This window comes from uncultured Sphingomonas sp. (assembly GCF_964021865.1).
GTDB lineage: Bacteria > Pseudomonadota > Alphaproteobacteria > Sphingomonadales > Sphingomonadaceae > Sphingomonas.
On the sequence record NZ_CAXIAM010000005.1, the window covers coordinates 1 to 18,647 of the forward strand.

Below are 18,647 nucleotides of genomic sequence, written 5' to 3' on the forward strand. Positions count from 1 at the left end.
TCATCCGCGATCCGCAATTCCAGTCGCAGACCAAGGACCGGCTGACCTCGCCCGAGGCGGCGGGTCTGGTCGAGAAGGCGATGCGCGACCATTTCGACCATTGGCTCGGCCACAATATGGACCGCGGCAAGGCGCTGCTCGGCTATGTGCTGGAGCGAATGGACGAGCGGTTGCGGCGCAAGGCCGAGCGCGACGTCAAGCGCAAGACCGCGACCTCGGCGCGCAAGCTGCGGCTGCCCGGCAAGCTGACCGACTGCGCCGCCGACAATTCCGACGGAACCGAAATCTTCATCGTCGAGGGCGATTCCGCGGGCGGCTCGGCGAAACAGGCGCGCGACCGCAAGACGCAGGCGATCCTGCCGATCCGCGGCAAGATCCTCAATGTCGCCTCGGCGACCAGCGCCAAGATCCTCGCCAATCAGGAAATCGCCGATCTGATCCAGGCGCTGGGTTGCGGCACGCGCAAGGACTGCCGGCCTGAGCAGCTCCGCTACGAACGCGTCGTCATCATGACCGACGCCGACGTCGACGGCGCGCATATCGCGACGCTGCTGATGACCTTCTTCTTTCAGGAAATGCCCGATCTGGTACGGCGGGGGCACCTCTATCTGGCCCAGCCGCCGCTCTATCGCCTGACCGCCGGGACCAAGAGCCTGTATGCACGCGACGACGCACATCGCGCCGAGCTGGAGCGCACCGCCTTCAAGGGCAAGAAGGTCGAGGTCGCGCGCTTCAAGGGGCTGGGCGAGATGAACCCGCAGCAGCTTCGCGAGACGACGATGGACCCGGCGAAGCGCAGCATGATCCGCATCACGCTGCCGGGCGAATATGAGGAGCGGATGGGCGTCAAGGATCTGGTCGACCGGCTGATGGGCACCAATCCCGCGCACCGCTTCGCGTTCATCCAGGAAAATGCCGCGCGGCTCGACGAGGAGGCGATCGACGCGTGAGGGGGCAGGCGGGATGATGCCAGAGGGACCGCGAAAGTTCAGGGGCCTGAGTGCGATGGTTGTTTATAGGAATCTTGGTGTCAGCACCTTCGTCATTGCTTCGCTGCGCTCGCAATGACGGGTCGCTTGTTTAAGGTGTCGAACGTGGCTGGCGATCGTGCGACGGATCATCCGTCATGCCGATAACGGAGCGACCGCGTGCCGACTGGCCGCTCGCCATCACGCTGGCGGTGCTGGCGGGGTTCGTCGATGCAGTGGGATTCCTGCGGATCGGCGGGTTGTTCGTGTCGTTCATGAGCGGCAATTCGACGTTGCTCGGGATCGATCTGATCCAGCGCGACGGGGCGACGATCACGGTCGTGGCGTTGATCCTCGGCTTCCTCTCGGGCGTGATGGCGGCGTCGATCCTTGCCGAGCGGCTGGGGCGCTGGTCGCCGATGGCGATGATCCTGTTCAGCGCGGCCTTGCTCGCGTGGTCGGCGCTGCTGATGGTTGAGGGGCCGGGCGCGGTGCTGCTCGCGGCGGCGATGGGCGCGCTCAACGTCGTCTTCCAGCGCGGCGGCGGGGTGAGCATCCCGATCACTTATGTCACGGGCACGCTGGTGCGGCTCGGCCAGTCGCTGGCCGGGGCGCTGCTCGGCACCGCGCCGGCCACCGGCTGGGTGCCGTATCTGCTGCTGTGGGGCGGGCTGGTGCTCGGCGCGCTGGGCGGCACGTATAGCTATCATGCATTCGGCACCGATGCCTTGTGGGGCGCGGCATCCTTCGCCTTCGCGCTGGCGATCGCAGCGGCGGCCAGGGGGCTGTCGCAACGCTGACGCGGTGTTGTTTGCGCGGGTTTTTGCTTCTATTGGTCGCATGAGGGCGGTCCAGGTCGGGCCGCCCGCTTTCGTTCGAGGAGAAGGCCCCGTGTCGCCTGACGCATCCATCCCGCCGTTGATGCCCGTTTACCCGCGGTGCGGCGTGCGACCGGTGCGCGGTGAGGGCGTGTACCTCTATGGCGAGGACGGCAGCCGGTATCTCGACTTCGCGAGCGGGATCGCGGTCAATGCGCTCGGCCACGGCCATCCGGCACTGACCAAGGCGATTTCGGAACAGGCCGCGACGTTGATGCACGTCAGCAACCTGTACGGCAGCCCGCAGGGCGAGCATTTCGCGCAGCGGCTGGTCGACAACACCTTCGCCGACACCGTCTTCTTCACCAATTCAGGCGCCGAGGCGGTCGAGTGCGCGATCAAGACCGCGCGCCGCTTCCATTACGCCAACGGCAATCCCGAGCGGCACGATCTCATCACCTTCGACACCGCCTTCCACGGGCGGACGCTGGGGACGATCTCGGCCACCAATCAGGCGAAGATGCGCGACGGGTTCGAGCCGTTGCTGCCCGGCTTCAAATATGCGCAGTTCAACGACCTAGAGGGCGCGCTCGCTCTGATCGACGGCAACACCGCCGGCTTCCTGGTCGAGCCAATCCAGGGCGAGGGCGGCATCCGTCCCGCAACGCAGGAATTCCTGCAGGGTCTGCGCAAGGCGTGCGACGAGCATGGTCTGCTGCTGGTGCTCGACGAGGTGCAGGCGGGCTATGGCCGCACCGGCAAGTTCTTCGCGCACGAGCTGTACGGCGTCACGCCCGATATCATGGCGGCGGCGAAGGGCATCGGCGGCGGCTTCCCGCTCGGCGCGTGCCTCGCCACCGCTGAGGCGGCGAAGGGGATGGTGTTCGGCACGCACGGCTCCACCTATGGCGGCAACCCGCTGGCGATGGCGGCGGGCGAGGCGGTGCTCGACGTGATCCTCGCCGACGGCTTCCTCGATCATGTCGCGCAGATGGGCGAGCGGCTGCGCTCGTCGCTGGAGCAGCTCATCCCCAACCACGACGGGCTGTTCGATTCGGTGCGCGGGCACGGGCTGATGCAGGGGCTGAAGCTGAAGAGCGACAGCCGCCGCTTTGTCGCGCATTGCCGCGATCACCACGGGCTGTTGCTGGTCGCGGCGGGCGAGAATGTCGTCCGGATCCTGCCGCCGCTGGTGATCGACGAAAGTCACATCGCCGAGTGCGTGGAGAAGCTGAGTGAAGCCGCACGCGTCTACGTGCCGGTCGCCGACGATTGATGGCCTGATCTCCGCCCCCTTAACCCGGGGCGGAGCGGGGGAGAGACGATGCGCCATTTCCTGAACCTGACCGATGCCGGGCCGGACGCGATCGCCGCGATGCTCGACGACGCCCTGACGCGCAAGCAGGCGCGCGCCGGCTGGACCAGGGGGCGCGTCGATGCCGACGCGCCGCTGGCCGGCCATGTGCTGGCAATGATCTTCGAGAAGAACTCGACGCGCACGCGCGTGTCGTTCGACATGGCGGTGCGCCAGCTTGGCGGGCAGTCGATCGTCATGGAGGCCGGGCAGATGCAGCTCGGCCGCGGCGAGACGGTCGCCGATACCGCGCGGGTGCTGTCGAACTATGTCGACGCGATCATGATCCGCACCGACGATCACGCCAAGATCGAGGAAATGGCGCATTACGCCACCGTGCCCGTCATCAACGGGCTGACCGATGAATCGCATCCGTGCCAGATCATGGCCGACCTGCTGACGATCATCGAGAGCGGCAAGTCGCTGCCCGGGCTGAAGGTCGCGTGGCTGGGCGACGGCAACAACGTGCTCGCCTCGATCGTCGAGGCGGCGGGGCTGATGCACTTCGACGTCGTCGCGGCGTGCCCGCAAGGGTTCCAGCCGGAGGAGGCGTCGGTCGCGCGCGGCCGTGGTCGTGCGCGCATCGTCGCCGATCCGCGCGAAGCGGTCGCGGGCGCCGACGTGGTCGTCACCGATACGTGGATTTCGATGGGTCAGGCGCATGCCGAGACAAAGCTGGCGGCGATGATGCCCTATCAGGTCGATGCGGCATTGATGGCGGCGGCGAAGCCGGACGCGAAATTTCTCCACTGCCTGCCCGCGCATCGTGGCGAGGAAGTCACCCCGGAGGTGATCGACGGCCCGCAATCGCTGATCTGGGCGGAGGCCGAGAACCGGCTCCATGCGCAGAAATCGGTGCTGCGCTGGTGCCTCGGGCAGATCGGTTGATCGCGGCCGGGGGCGCTACCATCTAAACGGTCGTTGCCGCTCGGGTGAGCGGCTGCCCTTCCTTCCTCCGTCATCCCGGCGCAGGCCAGGATCCGGCGCGCCACAAGCGCCGCCGGCTCCGCTCTTGCGGAGACATGGATCCCGGCCTGTGCCGGGATGACGGTGTGGATGGGCGTTGGTTGCACGAGGATTTATGAGCGATACCCCCGATCTCGACCGCGCGCTCGGCTTCACCATCCCGGACCGTCACGCGCGTGGGCGGGCGGTGCGGCTCGGGCCGACGCTCGATGCGATCCTGTCCGCGCACGCCTATCCGCCCGCGATCGAGAAACTGCTTGCCGAGGCGCTGACGCTGACCGCGCTGATCGGCGCGACGCTCAAGGACCCCGCGGGTCAGCTGACGATGCAGACGCAGACCGAGAACGGGATCGTTACCCTGCTGGTCTGCGACTGGCGGGGCGGCGAGGTGCGCGGCTATGTCCAGTACGACGCCGAAAAGCTCGCTGCCGCGCCCGCCGACCCGACGCTGTTCGCGCTGTTCGGCCCCGGTTATCTGGCGATCACGTTCGATCTGGCGAGCACCGGCGAGCGCTATCAGGGGATCGTGCCGCTCGACGGGGACACGCTGGCCGAGGCCGCGCAAAGCTATTTCTACCAGTCCGAGCAGATCCCGACGCTGGTGCGCGTCGGGATGCAGAAGGGCGCGGACGGCAAGTGCATCGCGGGCGGATTGCTGCTCCAGCATCTCCCCGAAGGCGAGGAAGGGCGCGAGCGGCTGCATACCAAGCTCGATCATCCCGAATGGGAGCATGTCGAGGCGCTGGGGCGGACGATCGCGGCCGACGAACTCGCCGATGCGCAGCTGCCGCTCGAGACGTTGCTGTGGCGGCTGTTCAACGAGGAAAGCGAGGTGCGGGTTCTCGACGGGCAGCCGGTGGTGCGCGGCTGCCGCTGCACGATCGAGCATATCCGTTCGGTGCTGGAGCGCTTCCCGATCGAGCAACGGCTGGAGATGGCGGACGAGCGCGGGTTGATCGCGGTCGATTGCGCTTTCTGCTCGACGGTCTTTCCGCTGCGCGCGGAGGATTTGGCGGCCTGATTCCGTTCGTCATGCCCAAGCCGGCGGGGATCCAGAACCTCCGACGTACCGGCTCCTATGAAGACCTGCGCGTCCGGATTCCCGCCTGCGCGGGAATGACGGTGGTGGCCCGATCCTCCCTAACCCTTCATTAACCTTTATGCGTCATAAGGATCGCATGCTGTTTCGGCGGCATGCTCTCTCCCCCGCCCGGTCGAACGGGCACCCTTCGGGCCGCCGCACAGGCGGCCCGCTCTTTTTGCGCTTCCGCCGGATCAGGCGGCGGTTGCACTGGAGCCGCAGTGCGCCTAGCTCGCGCGGATCATGACCCAATCCACTCCTGCCGTCGCGCTCATCTCGGGTGGGCTCGACTCCCTGGTGTCCGCGGCGCTCGCGCGTGAGGCCGGGCACCCGCTCTACGCGCTGTCGATCGATTACAATCAGCGCCATCAGGTCGAGCTTGCCGCCGCACGGCGCATCGCGCGTACCCTGGGCGCGGTGCGGCACGTCGTGCTGCCGATCGACCTGGCTGCATTCGGTGGCTCGGCGCTTACCGACGCGGCGATCGACGTGCCCAAGGATGGCGTCGGCGAGGCGATCCCCGTCACGTACGTGCCGGCCCGCAACACGATCTTCCTCAGCCTTGCGCTCGGCTGGGCGGAGGCGGCGGGCGCGCGCGACATCTATCTCGGCATCAATGCGCTCGACTATTCGGGCTACCCCGATTGCCGTCCCGAATTCATCGCTGCGTTCGAGCATCTGGCCGAACTCGCGACCAAGACCGGGGTCGAAGGCATTCCGTTCCGTTTTCGCGCGCCGCTTCAGCATATGACCAAGGCCGATATCGTTCGCGAGGGCGCGCGGCTCGGGCTCGACATGGGGATGAGCTGGTCGTGCTACGATCCTGCGCCGGGCGCGCGGCACTGCGGGATGTGCGACAGTTGCCGCTTGCGCCACAAGGGTTTCGAGGAAGCGGGCGTCGCCGATCCCACCGATTATGCGGTCACCCCGCCCGCGCCATGAGCTACGCCGTCAAGGAGATGTTCCTGACGCTCCAGGGCGAGGGCGTGCAGGCGGGGCGGCGCGCGGTGTTCGTGCGCTTCGCGGGGTGCAATCTGTGGAGCGGGCGCGAGCAGGACCGTGCGACTGCGGTGTGCCGCTTCTGCGACACCGATTTCGTCGGCACCGATGGACTGGGCGGCGGCAAGTTTGCAGACGCGGCGGCGCTGGTCGCGGCAGTCCAGGGGTTCTGGGGCGAGGGGAGCGCGCGGCGCTTCGTCGTGCTGACCGGCGGCGAGCCGATGCTACAGGTCGACGATGCGCTGGTCGAGGCGCTGCACGCCGCCGGGTTCGAGATAGCGATCGAGAGCAACGGGACGCTGGCGGTTCATCCCGGCATCGATTGGGTGTGCATAAGCCCCAAAGCGGGCAGCGAAACCGTTCAACGGCACGGCGACGAACTAAAGCTGGTCTGGCCGCAACCGGGCACCGCGATCGAGACGATCGAAGGCTGGGACTTCAAGCACTTCCTGTTGCAGCCGCTGGATGATGCCGCCGGCGACGCGAATGTCGCGGCGGCGATGGCGGTCGTCATGGAGCGACCGCGCTGGCGGCTGTCGCTCCAGACGCACAAGCTGCTGGGCCTGCGCTGACGCTTCCGCCGGTGCGGCCATCCCGCACCGGCCGCGGGATCATCGCGCGGCGTAGGTGACGGCGCCGAACGGCTGGCCGCACTTCTTGACTACGAACTCGTCCTTCTTCCAGCATGCCTTGTCGAAACGCGGCAGCGTGGCGGGGCTCAGCGACACCAGCATCTGCGGGAATTGCTGCTCGCCCCACGGCGTCAGGCTGTTGCGCACCTCACGCATACGGCCCAGCGCGATCTCGCCGAAGGTGCCGCGCGGGGCGTACAGCGCCTCGCGTCCGATGCTTGAGGCCGTCGTGCAGAAGCCATATTGCGCAGCGACGGTGGCGAAGCCCGAATAGGTGCGGGTGCCGAACTGGTCGAGCGCGTTCTGCCCTTCCTTCTTCGACTTGGCGACACGCTCGAAATATTTGCCGAGCATGGTATAGGATTGTGCCAGCTCCTGCTTGTGATCGGCAAGAATGGCATTGTAGTTCTGAACGGTCAGCAGCGATGGTTCGAACTGACATTGCAGTGCCGCGACGTTGAGCGCCGCACGCATGTTCCACACCACCGCAGCGCGCAGTTCGTCATTGGTTGCACCCGGCATCATCTGCCCGATGCCCGGTTCGTCGCCGCGCACACGCTCGCCGCGCAGATCCTTGCTCTTCATATAAAATTGCGCCGTCGCCGGCGTCGTGACCAGCAAGCCGGCCGCCAGCGTCGCGATCGCGCCGGCGATCCCCACCTTTTGCATTTCCCCAACACTCCATCGCACACGGCCACGCCGTTGCCGACCTTTTACGATGTTTTTGGGTGGTGACCCAGCGCAAACCATCGCGCGCCGGATTCGATTCACCGCAAATAGCTTGCGAGACAGGATCTTGTTGACGGCGCGTAACGGTTCGTTGCCGCAAGAGAAAGGCCGCCCGGTTGCCCGGACGGCCTTTCGGATACAATCGCCGTTGCGGCAGATTACATCGCGTTCGACATGCCGCCCATGTTCGACATCATCATGTCGTTGCTCATGGAGGTGTCGTTGGCCATCATCCCGCCGTTCATGGCGCCGTCGACGGCGGTCATGTTGTCGGTCATGGTGTCCATGCCCTCGGTGGCGTTCATGTCGGTGACCATGGTGTTCTCAGTGCCTTCGGTCTTCGAGCCGCACGCCGAGACCGCGAGAGCGGCCGCCGCGAGTGCCGAGCCGGCCACGAACTTGGTGATGACTGCACGCATGTAATTGCTCCCTAGACTGTGGATTTGGCGACCTGGCGGCCGTTGTTTTGTTCCCAAATCGACTTGGACATTAATCACAGATGACCGGCCCCTCAAGTCTCGTTTTCACCCGCACAAACCAGGCTATTGAGAAAGGCCTCGGCGGTGAACGCCAGAGCCGCGTCGAAGGTTGCAGTGTCCGGCGAGATCCCCAACGCGGCCGCGCTGGTCACGGGATATTCGGCCAGTCCGCACGGCACGATCCCGGTAAAGTGTTGCAGGTCCGGTGAAAGATTGACCGAGAAGCCGTGCAGCGTCACCCAGCGACGAACGCGGATGCCGATCGCGCCGATCTTCGCTTCCTGTCCGTTGGCGTCGATGGTCCAAATGCCGATCCGGCCGGGTGCGCGGAACGCCGCGATCCCGATCCGCGCCAGCGCCGCGATCACCCAGCCTTCCACTGCATGCACGAAGCAGCGCACGTCGCGCCCGCGCTTGTTGAGATCGAGCACCAGATAGCCGACCCGTTGGCCGGGACCGTGATAGGTGTAGCGACCGCCGCGACCGGCAGGGACGACCGGAAAGCGCGCATCGACCAGTTCGGCCGGATCGGCGCTGGTGCCGGCGGTATAGACGGGCGGATGTTCGAGCAGCCACACCAGCTCGCGTGCGTTGCCTGCCGCCACCGCAGCGGCGCGCGCCTCCATGTCGGCCAGCGCGCTTGCGTAATCGGTCAGCCCCGGCGTCACCCGCCATTCGATGTCCGCGGGGGTGCTGGGGCTCGCCGCGATGCCTGTCGTGAAGTTCGTCTGCACGCGCCACAGATGCGGTTCCGCCCGCGGCTTGGCAAGCGTGCGCGCCCGACGACGCCCATTGCCGAGCGACGGAACTGCCCCTACGCCCGCGATGAAGATGCAATCGCAGACGGCATGAGGTGGCGATGATCAGGATCGGCGACGTGTGGGATCGGACGGTGGACGTCCTGCGCGGCCGGGCGGGTATCCTGGCGAGCATTGCCCTGATGACGCTGGTGCTGCCGGGTGTCGTGGCCGGCGCGCTGGGCACGGTCGTGCCGTTGCCCGTGCCGGCGTCGCTGGCGGTGCCGCTGATCCGGCTGGGCGTGCTGGTGCTGCTCGTCCTCGGCGTGCTGGCGATCACGGCGGTGGCCAGCGACCCGGCGGTCGATCGTGCGCAGGCGCTGCGGATCGGCGGACAGCGGTTGCTGCCCGCGCTGGGCGTGCTGCTGGCGTTGATGATCGCGGTAGTGGTGCTGTTCATCCCGGCCGGCGTGTTGCTGGCGCTGTCGGGTGCGACGATGACGGCCGGCGGAAGCGTCGACATGACGCGCGCCATGCCCGGCTATACCGCGGGCGCCGGGCTCTACGTGCTGGTGGCGGCGCTGCTGGGGTTGTGGCTCAGCGCGCGGATCGTGCCGCTGTTCGCGATCGTCGTCAACGAACGCCGCGGGATCGGTGCGCTGCGCCGCAGCCTGACGTTGACCAAGGGCGCGACGCTGAAGCTGATCGGGGTGCTGATCCTCTATTTCATCATCACCACCGTCGCGATGCTGGCCGCCACGTCGGTGGTCGGCGTGGTCGCGCGGCTGATCCTGGGCGGGGAGGCGCCGGGCAGCGTGCGATTCGTGGTGTCGCTGGCCAGCACGCTGATCTCCGCCGGTGCGACGGTGCTGCAGAGCGTGTTCTACGCGCGCTTCTACGTCGCCGCGGTCGAGCGCGAGCAACGGATGGCGCCGCTCGCATGACGATCGGGTTCGCAGGATTGCTGTCGGTCGTCTGGCGGCTGTTCCGGCGCGACGCGACGCTGCTGCTGCCGATCGCCGGCACGTTCGTCTTCTTGCCCGCGTTCGCGGCGGCGCTGTTGTGCGATCCGCTGCCGTCGCTGCCGGCGGGACCGCGCAGCGAGGTGGCGATGCAGGCGTGGCTCAGCAACGTCGCGCTCTGGAGCCAGGATAATGGCCTCTGGTTCCTGCTGGCGGAATTGATCGGCACCTATGGCATCGCGGCGATCGCGCTGTTCCTGCTCGAGCCCGATCGGCTCACGATCGGGCAGGCACTGGGGCAGGCGATCGTGCGGCTGGTGGCGTTCACGATCGCCACCGCGGCGATGGCCGTGCCGATCGCGCTGGGATTGTGGCTGCTGGTGTTGCCGGGCCTGTACGTGCAGGCCCGGCTGATCGTCGCGGTCCCCGCGATGGCGCGGCATCCGGCGTTGAAGCCGTTGGCGTCGCTGCGGCTCAGCTGGAAAATGACCAAGGGCATGGACCGCGCGCTGACCGGTGCGCTGGTCACGTTGTTCCTCGTGCAGTGGCTGGCGGTGTCGCCGTTGCTGCTCGCCGATGAGTCGCTGCGCAGCGGCGCGGGCAACCCGCTGGCGCTCGCGCTGGTCGATGCGCTGATCGCCGCGGTCGGCGCGAGCTACGCGGTCGCGCTGCTGCTGCTGGGCGTCGTCGCCTATAGGATCCGCGCCAGCAAGGGTACCTGAGGCGCGGCATCGGCCGGGAGCACGCCGAGCACGCGCGGATCGGTGAAGGTCTCCACCGTCCGCTTGGTCGCGACGAAGCCCTGCGCCCGGTAGAAGCCAAGCGCGTGCGGATGGTCGAGCGTGCAGGTGTGCAGCCACACCCGCTCGATGCCGCCGCGCCACGCCAGCCCCAGCGCCCGCGCCATCAGCCACCGCCCGAGTCCGCGCCCCGCCAGCTCCGGGATCAGCGCGAAATAGCCGATCTCGCACGCCGCATCGTGGCGGAAGTCCAGCTCGAGCATCCCGACCTCGATCCCGGCGCGATCGACCGCGGCATAGACCTCTACCGCCGGATCGTGGACGATCGCGGTGAGCGCGGCATCGTCCATAAGCAACCGCGAGAACCACAGCCAGCGTGCGCCGAGCCGGCGGAACAGCGCGCGGTACTTGTCAGGCGCGGGCCGCTCCCAGCGCACCAGCCGCAACGTGGCGTCGGGCAGCGCGCGCGGGCGCGGCCGTTCGGTCATCACCAGCGTCGTGACGATCGCGGCGACCTGATCGTCGCTGAGCGTGGTGAGCCCCGACACGGTTACGCCCAGGTCGCGACGGGGGGCAGGCTCATCAGGATCGCGTCGATATTGCCGCCGGTCTTCAGCCCGAACAGCGTGCCGCGGTCGTAAACCAGATTGAACTCGGCATAGCGCCCGCGCCACGCGCGCTGTTCGGCGAGGTCGGCCTCGCTGAACGGCATGTCCATCCGCCGCCGCACAATCCGGGGATAGGCGTCGAGGAACGCGCGTCCGACATCCTGCGTGAACGCGAAATTGCGCGCGAAATCGCCTTCCAGATGGTCGTAGAAGATTCCGCCGACGCCGCGATGCACCTGCCGGTGCGGGATGTAGAAATAATCGTCCGCCCATTTTTTGAAGCGCGGATAATGTTCGGGATCGTGGGCGTCGCAGGCGTGCGCCAGCGTCGCGTGGAAATCCTCGGTATCCTCGGCGATCGGCAGCGGCGGGTTAAGGTCCGCGCCGCCGCCGAACCAGCGCTTCGTCGTCACCAGGAAGCGCGTGTTCATGTGCACCGCCGGGACGTGCGGATTGGCCATATGCGCGACGAGGCTGATCCCGGTCGCGAAGAAGCGCGGATCGTCGCCCGCGCCGTGGATCGTCTTGCCGAACTCGCCCTCGAACGTGCCGCCGACGGTCGAGACGTTGACGCCCACCTTCTCGAACACACGGCCCTTCATCACCCCGCGCACCCCGCCGCCGCCGGGCAGGCCGCCGGGATCGTGGCGGTCCCAGGGCGTATAGGCGAACGCGGCATCCGACCCGACCTCGCGCTCGATCGCCTCGAACTCCGCGCAGATCCGGTCGCGCAACCCCTCGAACCAGGCGCGCGCCGCCGCCTGTTCGTCATCCAGCGTCATCATGGCCGTGCCGTAGCGCGTCGGTGCGCGCTGGCCAAGGCGCAGCGGCGGTGGCACAGCCCGACTCATGAACGCCAAATCCTTCTGGCGCGGAGTACGCGTGGCAGCGGTCAGCTCCGCCTTCGTCTGCGCCCTGGTGGCGGCAGGCGGCTATTTCGATCGCAATCCTTATCATCTCTACCCCGCGCAACCGCCGGCGCGCCCGATCGCGGTCGTCAACATCTCGGGCGACATGGGGCTGCGCTTCCTGCTCGGCGCCTCGACCTCGCGCGGGTTGACCGAGCATCACTTCACCGTGCTGGGCGTGTCCTCGCCGGTGTTCTTCCGTTTCCGCCGCACCCGAGCGGAAGTGGACGCGTTCGTCGCCGATGCGGTGCGCACCGCGCTCAAGCGCACCGGGCAGCAGCGTGTGGTGGTGATGGGGCAATCCTATGGCGCGGACATCGTCCAGACCGGACTGGCGCATCTGCCCGCCGACCTGCGCGCGCACGTCGCCGGGATCGTCCTGATCCTGCCGGGGGAGACGGTGTTCTACCGCGCCGATCCGACCGGCTGGGTCTATCGCGGCACGCCCGACAGCATCGGGACAGAGACGGGCAACACGCTGACCTGGGCACCGCTGACCTGCATCTACGGCGACGAGGAGGACGACAGCCTGTGTCCAAAACTGCGCGTGCCCGGCGCGACGATCATCGCGATGCCGGGCGGGCACAATCTTCACCACGATGGCGAGGGCCTGCTCGCGCACGTCCTCGGCGCGGTCGCGCGCGCTACGTCGCCGGCCAGCCGTCCGTCTGCCGCAGCGCCTCGCCCAGCAGCATCGCGCCCGCCACCGCGACGTTGAGCGAGCGTAGCCCGGCGCGCATCGGCACGCGCACGCGCAGGTCGGCACGGTCGTGGACATGCGCGGGCACGCCGGCCCCCTCGCTGCCCAGCAACAAAATGTCATCGGCTTCGAACCGTGCCGCGGTCAGCGGCACTGCACCGGTGGTGGTCGCCAGTACGATCCGGCCGGTGCTGGCGGCGAGGAACGCCTCCCAATCGGCGTGGCGGCGGACTTCAACCTTGCCGGCATAGTCCATCCCCGAGCGCGCCAGCGCGCGATCGCTCCACGCAAAGCCCATCGGCTCGATCAAGTCGACCGCGACGTCCAGGCACGCGCCGAGCCGCAGCAGCGTGCCGACGTTGCCCGCAATGTCCGGTTGGTAGAGCGCGATCCGCATCGCCGCCGTCCTTACCGACGCAAAATGCTGTTGGCAAAGCGGCGAGGGCACGGCTATCAGGCCGGAAAGGGCCGCCGTGGGGACGGGCAGGCCACAGGCGGGGAGCAACAGTGTCGCACGCGGCATCAGCCACCCGCCGGACAGAGGAACGGGCAGAGGTGTGACGCGAATGGCGATGGCAGAGCAGGAAATCCCCCTCGGCGAAGATCCCGCGCCTTATCATGAGGAAGCGCACGATCCGCGCCGCCGCGACTTCATCAACATCGCCGCGGTGTCGTTCGCCGGGGTTGGTGCGGTTGCGATCGTCCTGCCGCTCATCAACCAGATGAACCCGTCGGCCGACGTGCTGGCGCAGTCCACCACCGAGATCGACATTTCCAAGATCGCGCCGGGGCAGGCGATCAAGGCCAGCTTCCGCAAGCAGCCATTGTTCGTCCGCAACCTGACGCCGAAGGAGATCGGCGAGGCCGATGCGGTCGACGTCGCCTCGCTGCGCGATCCGCAGACGCTGGAAGAGCGGACCAAGGCGGGCAAGAAGAACTGGCTCATCACGCTCGGCGTCTGCACGCACCTCGGCTGCGTGCCGCTGGGCGCGGGCGAGGGCGAGAACAAGGGGCCGTTCGGCGGCTATTTCTGCCCGTGTCACGGTTCGGCCTATGACACCGCCGGGCGCATCCGGCAGGGGCCGGCACCGCAGAACCTGCATGTGCCCGACTACACGTTCAATTCCGACACCGTCGTTACGGTCGGCTGAGGGGAGATAGAGAAATGAGCTTTCCCTGGGCCAAGCATTACGAGCCGAAGGCGCCGCTGATGCGCTGGATGGACGAGAAGCTGCCGCTGCCGCGCCTCGTCTACAACGCGATCGGCGCGGGCTATCCGGTGCCGCGCAACCTCAACTATTTCTGGAACTTCGGCGTGCTCGCGGGCGCGGCGCTGGTGCTGCAGATCGTCACCGGCGTCGTGCTGGCGATGCATTATGCCGCCAATGCCGGGGTTGCGTTCGGCTCGGTCGAAAGCATCATGCGTGACGTCAACGCCGGCTGGTTCCTACGCTATGCGCACGCCAACGGCGCGTCGATGTTCCTCGCGGTCGTCTACATCCACATCGGTCGCGGGCTGTATTACGGTTCGTACAAGGCACCGCGCGAGATGGTGTGGCTGCTCGGCGTCGTGATCTTCTTGTTGATGATGGCGACCGCGTTTATGGGCTATGTGCTCCCCTGGGGGCAGATGAGCTTCTGGGGCGCGCAGGTCATCACCGGCTTCTTCTCGGCCATTCCGCTGGTCGGCGAGACGATCCGCGTGTGGTTGCTCGGCGGGTTCGCGCCGGACAATGCCGCGCTCAACCGCTTCTTCTCGCTCCACTATCTGCTGCCGTTCGTGATCGCGGGGGTCATCATCCTCCACATCTGGGCGCTGCACATCCCGGGCTCGAACAACCCGACCGGCGTGGACGTGAAGGGCGAGCAGGACACGGTGCCGTTCCACCCGTATTACACTGCGAAGGACGGCGTCGGCGTCGGCGTGTTCTTCCTGATCTTCGCGCTGTTCGTGTTCTTCTCGCCCAACCTGCTGGGTCACCCGGACAATTACATCGAGGCGAACCCGCTCTCGACCCCGGCGCACATCGTTCCCGAATGGTACTTCCTCCCGTTCTACGCGATCCTGAAGAGCTTCACCGCGGACTTCATCCTGCCGGCGAAGCTGTGGGGCGTGCTGGCGATGTTCGGCTCGATCCTGCTGCTGTTCTTTCTGCCGTGGCTGGATGCCTCGCCGGTGCGTTCGGCCAATTATCGTCCGACCTACCGCTGGTTCCTGCTGGTGCTGCTGCTCGACGTGCTGGTGCTCGGCTATGTCGGCGGGGCCGAGGCGAGCGCGCGCAACGTGATGATGGGACAGATCGCGGCGGGTTATTATTTCGCGCACTTCCTCATCATCCTGCCGTTGGTGTCGGCGGCCGAGCGTCCGCGCCCGCTGCCGAATTCAATCACCGAGGCAGTTCTGGCGAAGCACGGCGGCACCAGCCCCGCGCAGACCGCGATGGCGAGCTGAGACAGAGACGAAGAGGGGATTCGACAGAATATGGTTCGTCTCATTTCACTGCTGGTCGGTGCGGGGTTCGTCTTCGTGCTGGCGCTGGCGCTCTTCTTCACCGCGAAGGACGCGATCCAAAACCCGGCACCGCACACCGCCGAACATGCGTTCCACGAGCATCCCGAGGACATTCACCTGTCCTCGGCAGGGCTGTTCGGAAAGTTCGACCGTGCGCAGTTGCAGCGCGGCTTCCAAGTTTACAAGGAAGTTTGCGCGGCCTGCCACTCGCTGAAGTATGTCTCGTTCCGCGACCTGCAGAAGATCGGCTATAACGAGGCCGAGGTGAAGGCGATCGCCAACCAGTGGGTGATCGAGCAGCCGAGCGTAAACCCGGAAACGGGTGAGGCGGCGACGCGCAAGAACCTGCCGTCCGATCACTTCCCGTTGCCGTTCGCCAACGAGGTCGCGGCGCGTGCGGCGAACAACAATGCGCTGCCGCCCGATTTGTCCCTGATGACCAAGGCGCGCGAGGACGGTTCCAACTACGTCCACGCGCTGATCACCGGTTATCGCGATCAGCCGGCCGAGCTGCTGCGCGAGTTCCCCGACGCCAAGACGCCGGAAGGACTGCACTACAATCCGTATTTCGCGAACCTCAACATCGCGATGCCGCCGCCGCTGACGTCGGACGGGCAGGTGACCTATTCGGACGGGACCAGGGCGACCAAGGACCAGATGGCACGCGACGTTGCGGCTTTCCTCACCTGGACCGCCGAGCCCAACCTCGAGGCGCGCCATGCGGCGGGTGTCGCGGTGGTGATCTTTCTGCTGATCTTCGTTTATCTGACGTGGGGCGCGTACCAGAACGTGTGGCGCGACGTGAAGCACTGAGCGACCGACTTGGCTCTGCGCCAGCAGGGTCGGGACACGCAGCGACGTGAAGGCGAACAGATGGAAGCGGCGACCGGGCACTCCCCCGGTCGCCGTTTTCGTGTAGGCGGGGCGGATGAACGACGACCTCAAGGCGCTGATCCGCACCATCCCCGATTTCCCCAAGCCGGGCATCCAGTTCCGCGACATCACGACGTTGCTGCTCTCCTCGCAGGGACTCGCGACCTGCGTCGAGCGGATGGTGGCGGCGGTCGAGGGTCCGGTCGATCTCGTCGCCGGGGTCGAGGCGCGCGGCTTCCTATTCGCGGCGGCGCTGGCGATTCCGTTGCAAGCGGGCGTGTTGCTGATCCGCAAGGACGGCAAATTGCCGGGCGCGACGATCGCCGAGGATTATGCGCTGGAATATGGCACCGACCGGATCGCGATCCACGCCGATGCCTGCGCGCCGGGCGCGCGCGTGCTGCTTGTCGATGACCTGATCGCCACCGGTGGCACCGCGCGGGCCGCGGTGCGGCTGTTGCGGAAGGCCGGCGCGGTGGTCGAACAGGCGCAGTTCGTTGTCGACCTGCCCGATCTCGGCGGCGCCGATCTGCTGCGCGCCGTGGACATCTCGGTGACGTCGCTCGTCGCCTTTCCCGGCCACTGACCCCGTCACCGGAACCGCGCCGGTCGGCCCCCGTTGGTGTCGATTGGCGGCGCGTTTTGCCGCCTTGCTCCATGTGAGGAGATGCCACGATGTTTGCGCCACGGGTGCTGCTGATCGGGCTATTGGGTGGGCTGTCGCTGGCGACCGCCGCCTGTACCGACGGATACGGTTATTCGGGGGTCGGATTTGGCTCCGGCTATTACGATGACGCTTATTATGCCGGCGGTTACGGCACCGGCGCGTATGTTTACGACCGTTACCGGCGCGCTTACCCGTGGAACGAGCGTCAGCAACGCTATTGGGCGCAACGCCGCGCCGTTTATGGCGACCGTGACGTGCGGTCGAATTGGCGCGATTTCGGCCGGGATGTGCGCCGCGAACGTCGCGACTATCGCGGTGACGTCCGCGCGGACCGTCAGGCGTTCAGGAACGGGCAAATCACCCGTGACCAGTTCCGCCAACAGCGCCGCGACGCCCGCCAGGAATATCGCAACGATGTTCGTCGCGATTATCGTGACTTGCGTCGCCAGAATCGCGCCGAAGGCGTTCGTACCCCGCGCCCGGACGGCGCATTTCGTCCACGACAGCGTCGCTGAACCGCTCTGGTAGCACGGGTCAGGTTGTGCCAGTCTCAGCCATATGGCGTATGTCATTGATCCTCTGGCGGCATGACCGACGCGTCCCCTGAGCAACTGACCCTCGATCTGGACGGGTTCGAAGGGCCGCTGGATCTCCTCCTGTCGCTGGCCCGCGCGCAAAAGGTTGATCTGCGGGACATTTCGATTCTGCAATTGGTCGAGCAATATCTGAGCTATGTCGAGCGGGCGCGGGTGCTCCAGCTCGAACTCGCCGCCGATTACCTCGTGATGGCGGCGTGGCTTGCGTACCTGAAATCGGCGCTGCTGCTGCCGCGCGATCCCGAGGTGGAGCCGGACGTCGAGGAACTGGCTATCCGATTGCAATTGCGGCTGGAACGGCTCGATGCGATGCGGGAGGCGGGGGCGCGGTTGATGGCGCGCAATCGGCTGGGGCGCGATGTGTTTCGGCGAGGCGCGCCGGAGGGCCTGCATGTCGTGCGCAAGTCCTTCTGGGAGGTAGAATATTACGACATGCTCGCGGCTTACGGGCAGGTGAAGGCCCGGACCCGGCCGGCGCTGCATGTGGTGCGGGATCGTGAAGTGGTGACGCTGGAGGCGGCATTGGCACGCATCGCGGCGCTGCTGGGGGCCGCAATCGAGTGGCGCGAGATCGAACAATTCCTTCCGGAGACACCGAATCCGCGGCTGCGGCGCTCCAGTTTGGCGTCCAGTTTCCTCGCGGCGCTCGAATTAGCACGGCAAGGACGCGCCGAGTTGCATCAGGAAGCGCCATTCGCCCCGCTTTATCTCCGTCGGGTGGCATCGTGAGCAACGATTTCGACCGAGCGGTCGAGGCCGTGCTGTTCGCCGCCACCGAGCCGCTGACCCGCGACGCGATCCGGGCGCATGCCGGCGACGGGGATGTCGCGGGCGCGCTCGATCGGCTGACCGCGCATTATCGTGCACGCGGGTTCGAACTGGTCGAGCGCGGCGGCCGCTGGCATTTCCAGACTGCCGCCGACCTGGCGCATCTGCTGCGCCGGGGGCGCGACGAGGTCCGGCGACTCAGCCGCGCGGGCATCGAGACGCTGACGATCATCGCCTATCACGAGCCCGTCACGCGCGCCGAGATCGAAGCGATCCGCGGCGTGCAGACGGCGCGCGGCACACTTGACGTGCTGATGGAGGCGGGGTGGATCCGGCCCGCCGGGCGACGCGAGGTGCCGGGACGGCCGCTGATGTTTGCGACGACCCCCGAATTTCTGTCACATTTCGGGCTCAAGAGCCGCCGTGACCTTCCCGGCGTCGACGATCTGCGTGCCGCCGGACTGCTCGACCCGGTCGATCTGGCCTTCGATCAACTCGCGGTGGAAAACGCCGTCGAGGAAGACTAGATACCGTTCTACCTTAGGAGATT

Annotated in this window: 23 protein-coding genes; 17 read left to right on the forward strand and 6 right to left on the reverse strand. The window is 66.9% G+C overall.

All coding sequences use genetic code 11. The features are described from left to right. The 7 genes from AADI75_RS02255 to queE all read left to right on the forward strand — a co-directional run. On the forward strand, positions 1 to 950 hold a 950-nt coding region (locus AADI75_RS02255; RefSeq protein WP_341207432.1), incomplete at its 5' end, for a toprim domain-containing protein. A 176-nt stretch (positions 951 to 1,126) separates the two neighbouring features. After that, on the forward strand, positions 1,127 to 1,768 hold the full coding sequence (locus tag AADI75_RS02260; protein WP_341207433.1) for a DUF1275 family protein: 642 nt from the start codon (positions 1,127 to 1,129) through the stop codon (positions 1,766 to 1,768). A gap of 109 nt (positions 1,769 to 1,877) precedes the next feature. Then, positions 1,878 to 3,062: an aspartate aminotransferase family protein gene (locus AADI75_RS02265; RefSeq protein WP_341207515.1), complete on the forward strand. Its 1,185-nt coding sequence runs from the start codon at positions 1,878 to 1,880 to the stop codon at positions 3,060 to 3,062. 48 nt (positions 3,063 to 3,110) lie between these two features. Beyond that, the gene (gene argF / locus AADI75_RS02270; protein WP_341207434.1) at positions 3,111 to 4,028 is read left to right on the forward strand and encodes an ornithine carbamoyltransferase; all 918 of its coding nucleotides are present in this window, start codon (positions 3,111 to 3,113) and stop codon (positions 4,026 to 4,028) included. Between the two features lie 193 nt (positions 4,029 to 4,221). Further along, positions 4,222 to 5,127 (forward strand): Hsp33 family molecular chaperone HslO, encoded by a 906-nt coding sequence (locus AADI75_RS02275; protein ID WP_341207435.1) that lies wholly within the window; start codon positions 4,222 to 4,224, stop codon positions 5,125 to 5,127. Between the two features lie 303 nt (positions 5,128 to 5,430). Then, on the forward strand, positions 5,431 to 6,129 hold the full coding sequence (gene queC, locus AADI75_RS02280) for a 7-cyano-7-deazaguanine synthase QueC (RefSeq protein WP_341207436.1): 699 nt from the start codon (positions 5,431 to 5,433) through the stop codon (positions 6,127 to 6,129). Next, on the forward strand, positions 6,126 to 6,758 hold the full coding sequence (gene queE / locus AADI75_RS02285; protein WP_341207437.1) for a 7-carboxy-7-deazaguanine synthase: 633 nt from the start codon (positions 6,126 to 6,128) through the stop codon (positions 6,756 to 6,758). The genes queC and queE overlap by 4 nt, the downstream gene beginning before the upstream one ends. A 39-nt stretch (positions 6,759 to 6,797) precedes the next feature. Here the strand turns inward: queE and AADI75_RS02290 are convergent, their stop codons facing one another. The 3 genes from AADI75_RS02290 to lipB all read right to left on the reverse strand — a co-directional run bounded on the left by AADI75_RS02290 (position 6,798) and on the right by lipB (position 8,760). Further along, positions 6,798 to 7,487 carry a hypothetical protein gene (locus AADI75_RS02290; protein WP_341207438.1) on the reverse strand — a complete coding sequence of 230 codons (690 nt, stop codon included), beginning with the start codon at positions 7,485 to 7,487 and terminating at the stop codon, positions 6,798 to 6,800. A 218-nt stretch (positions 7,488 to 7,705) separates the two neighbouring features. Beyond that, positions 7,706 to 7,966, reverse strand: a complete 261-nt coding sequence (locus AADI75_RS02295) for a hypothetical protein (protein WP_028965089.1) — start codon at positions 7,964 to 7,966, stop codon at positions 7,706 to 7,708. A 92-nt stretch (positions 7,967 to 8,058) separates the two neighbouring features. Then, positions 8,059 to 8,760, reverse strand: a complete 702-nt coding sequence (gene lipB, locus AADI75_RS02300) for a lipoyl(octanoyl) transferase LipB (RefSeq protein WP_341207439.1) — start codon at positions 8,758 to 8,760, stop codon at positions 8,059 to 8,061. 125 nt (positions 8,761 to 8,885) lie between these two features. Here lipB and AADI75_RS02305 point away from each other — a divergent pair, with 125 nt between their 5' ends. Further along, entirely contained in the window at positions 8,886 to 9,707 is an 822-nt protein-coding gene (locus AADI75_RS02305) for a hypothetical protein (protein ID WP_341207440.1), read from the forward strand. Continuing rightward, positions 9,704 to 10,447: a hypothetical protein gene (locus tag AADI75_RS02310; RefSeq protein ID WP_341207441.1), complete on the forward strand. Its 744-nt coding sequence runs from the start codon at positions 9,704 to 9,706 to the stop codon at positions 10,445 to 10,447. Before AADI75_RS02305 ends, AADI75_RS02310 begins: the two co-directional genes overlap by 4 nt. Here AADI75_RS02310 and AADI75_RS02315 read toward each other — a convergent pair. Both AADI75_RS02315 and hemF read right to left on the reverse strand, forming a co-directional pair. Further along, positions 10,417 to 10,953 (reverse strand): GNAT family N-acetyltransferase, encoded by a 537-nt coding sequence (locus tag AADI75_RS02315; RefSeq protein ID WP_341207516.1) that lies wholly within the window; start codon positions 10,951 to 10,953, stop codon positions 10,417 to 10,419. The genes AADI75_RS02310 and AADI75_RS02315 overlap by 31 nt on opposite strands. 62 nt (positions 10,954 to 11,015) lie before the next feature. After that, positions 11,016 to 11,858, reverse strand: a complete 843-nt coding sequence (gene hemF, locus AADI75_RS02320) for an oxygen-dependent coproporphyrinogen oxidase (RefSeq protein WP_341207517.1) — start codon at positions 11,856 to 11,858, stop codon at positions 11,016 to 11,018. A 97-nt stretch (positions 11,859 to 11,955) separates the two neighbouring features. Between hemF and AADI75_RS02325 the strand changes: the two genes are divergently transcribed. Further along, positions 11,956 to 12,699 carry an AcvB/VirJ family lysyl-phosphatidylglycerol hydrolase gene (locus AADI75_RS02325; RefSeq protein WP_341207442.1) on the forward strand — a complete coding sequence of 248 codons (744 nt, stop codon included), beginning with the start codon at positions 11,956 to 11,958 and terminating at the stop codon, positions 12,697 to 12,699. On the opposite strand, the gene AADI75_RS02330 is transcribed toward AADI75_RS02325, so the two are convergent. Beyond that, on the reverse strand, positions 12,626 to 13,078 hold the full coding sequence (locus AADI75_RS02330) for a tRNA (cytidine(34)-2'-O)-methyltransferase (protein WP_341207443.1): 453 nt from the start codon (positions 13,076 to 13,078) through the stop codon (positions 12,626 to 12,628). The two genes, AADI75_RS02325 and AADI75_RS02330, sit on opposite strands and share 74 nt — an antisense overlap. A 169-nt stretch (positions 13,079 to 13,247) precedes the next feature. Between AADI75_RS02330 and petA the strand changes: the two genes are divergently transcribed. The 7 genes from petA (at position 13,248) to scpB (ending at position 18,624) form a co-directional block, all read left to right on the forward strand. Beyond that, a complete protein-coding gene (gene petA / locus AADI75_RS02335) occupies positions 13,248 to 13,832 on the forward strand; it encodes a ubiquinol-cytochrome c reductase iron-sulfur subunit (RefSeq protein WP_028965096.1) in 585 nt (194 codons plus the stop codon). A gap of 14 nt (positions 13,833 to 13,846) precedes the next feature. Further along, complete coding sequence (locus AADI75_RS02340) at positions 13,847 to 15,133, forward strand: cytochrome b N-terminal domain-containing protein (RefSeq protein ID WP_341207444.1); 1,287 nt, start codon at positions 13,847 to 13,849, stop codon at positions 15,131 to 15,133. Between the two features lie 30 nt (positions 15,134 to 15,163). After that, the gene (locus AADI75_RS02345) at positions 15,164 to 16,006 is read left to right on the forward strand and encodes a cytochrome c1 (protein WP_341207445.1); all 843 of its coding nucleotides are present in this window, start codon (positions 15,164 to 15,166) and stop codon (positions 16,004 to 16,006) included. Between the two features lie 115 nt (positions 16,007 to 16,121). Next, positions 16,122 to 16,652, forward strand: coding sequence for an adenine phosphoribosyltransferase (locus AADI75_RS02350; protein WP_341207446.1), 531 nt, complete (start codon positions 16,122 to 16,124; stop codon positions 16,650 to 16,652). Positions 16,653 to 16,741: 89 nt separating this feature from the next. Beyond that, complete coding sequence (locus AADI75_RS02355) at positions 16,742 to 17,248, forward strand: hypothetical protein (protein ID WP_341207447.1); 507 nt, start codon at positions 16,742 to 16,744, stop codon at positions 17,246 to 17,248. A 72-nt stretch (positions 17,249 to 17,320) separates the two neighbouring features. Further along, complete coding sequence (locus AADI75_RS02360) at positions 17,321 to 18,058, forward strand: ScpA family protein (protein ID WP_341207448.1); 738 nt, start codon at positions 17,321 to 17,323, stop codon at positions 18,056 to 18,058. Beyond that, on the forward strand, positions 18,055 to 18,624 hold the full coding sequence (gene scpB, locus AADI75_RS02365; protein ID WP_341207449.1) for an SMC-Scp complex subunit ScpB: 570 nt from the start codon (positions 18,055 to 18,057) through the stop codon (positions 18,622 to 18,624). The genes AADI75_RS02360 and scpB overlap by 4 nt, the downstream gene beginning before the upstream one ends. The last annotated feature ends 23 nt before the right edge of the window (positions 18,625 to 18,647 follow it).

Coding starts and splice junctions, on each gene's coding strand:
- AADI75_RS02260 (WP_341207433.1), top strand. CDS start 1,127: ATGCCGATAACGGAGCGACCGCGTGCCGACTGGCCGCTCGCCATCACG.
- argF (WP_341207434.1), top strand. CDS start 3,111: ATGCGCCATTTCCTGAACCTGACCGATGCCGGGCCGGACGCGATCGCC.
- AADI75_RS02275 (WP_341207435.1), top strand. CDS start 4,222: ATGAGCGATACCCCCGATCTCGACCGCGCGCTCGGCTTCACCATCCCG.
- queC (WP_341207436.1), top strand. CDS start 5,431: ATGACCCAATCCACTCCTGCCGTCGCGCTCATCTCGGGTGGGCTCGAC.
- queE (WP_341207437.1), top strand. CDS start 6,126: ATGAGCTACGCCGTCAAGGAGATGTTCCTGACGCTCCAGGGCGAGGGC.
- AADI75_RS02290 (WP_341207438.1), bottom strand. CDS start 7,487: ATGCAAAAGGTGGGGATCGCCGGCGCGATCGCGACGCTGGCGGCCGGC.
- AADI75_RS02295 (WP_028965089.1), bottom strand. CDS start 7,966: ATGCGTGCAGTCATCACCAAGTTCGTGGCCGGCTCGGCACTCGCGGCG.
- AADI75_RS02305 (WP_341207440.1), top strand. CDS start 8,886: ATGATCAGGATCGGCGACGTGTGGGATCGGACGGTGGACGTCCTGCGC.
- AADI75_RS02310 (WP_341207441.1), top strand. CDS start 9,704: ATGACGATCGGGTTCGCAGGATTGCTGTCGGTCGTCTGGCGGCTGTTC.
- AADI75_RS02315 (WP_341207516.1), bottom strand. CDS start 10,953: ATGACCGAACGGCCGCGCCCGCGCGCGCTGCCCGACGCCACGTTGCGG.
- hemF (WP_341207517.1), bottom strand. CDS start 11,858: ATGATGACGCTGGATGACGAACAGGCGGCGGCGCGCGCCTGGTTCGAG.
- AADI75_RS02330 (WP_341207443.1), bottom strand. CDS start 13,078: ATGCGGATCGCGCTCTACCAACCGGACATTGCGGGCAACGTCGGCACG.
- petA (WP_028965096.1), top strand. CDS start 13,248: ATGGCGATGGCAGAGCAGGAAATCCCCCTCGGCGAAGATCCCGCGCCT.
- AADI75_RS02340 (WP_341207444.1), top strand. CDS start 13,847: ATGAGCTTTCCCTGGGCCAAGCATTACGAGCCGAAGGCGCCGCTGATG.
- AADI75_RS02345 (WP_341207445.1), top strand. CDS start 15,164: ATGGTTCGTCTCATTTCACTGCTGGTCGGTGCGGGGTTCGTCTTCGTG.
- AADI75_RS02350 (WP_341207446.1), top strand. CDS start 16,122: ATGAACGACGACCTCAAGGCGCTGATCCGCACCATCCCCGATTTCCCC.
- AADI75_RS02355 (WP_341207447.1), top strand. CDS start 16,742: ATGTTTGCGCCACGGGTGCTGCTGATCGGGCTATTGGGTGGGCTGTCG.
- AADI75_RS02360 (WP_341207448.1), top strand. CDS start 17,321: ATGACCGACGCGTCCCCTGAGCAACTGACCCTCGATCTGGACGGGTTC.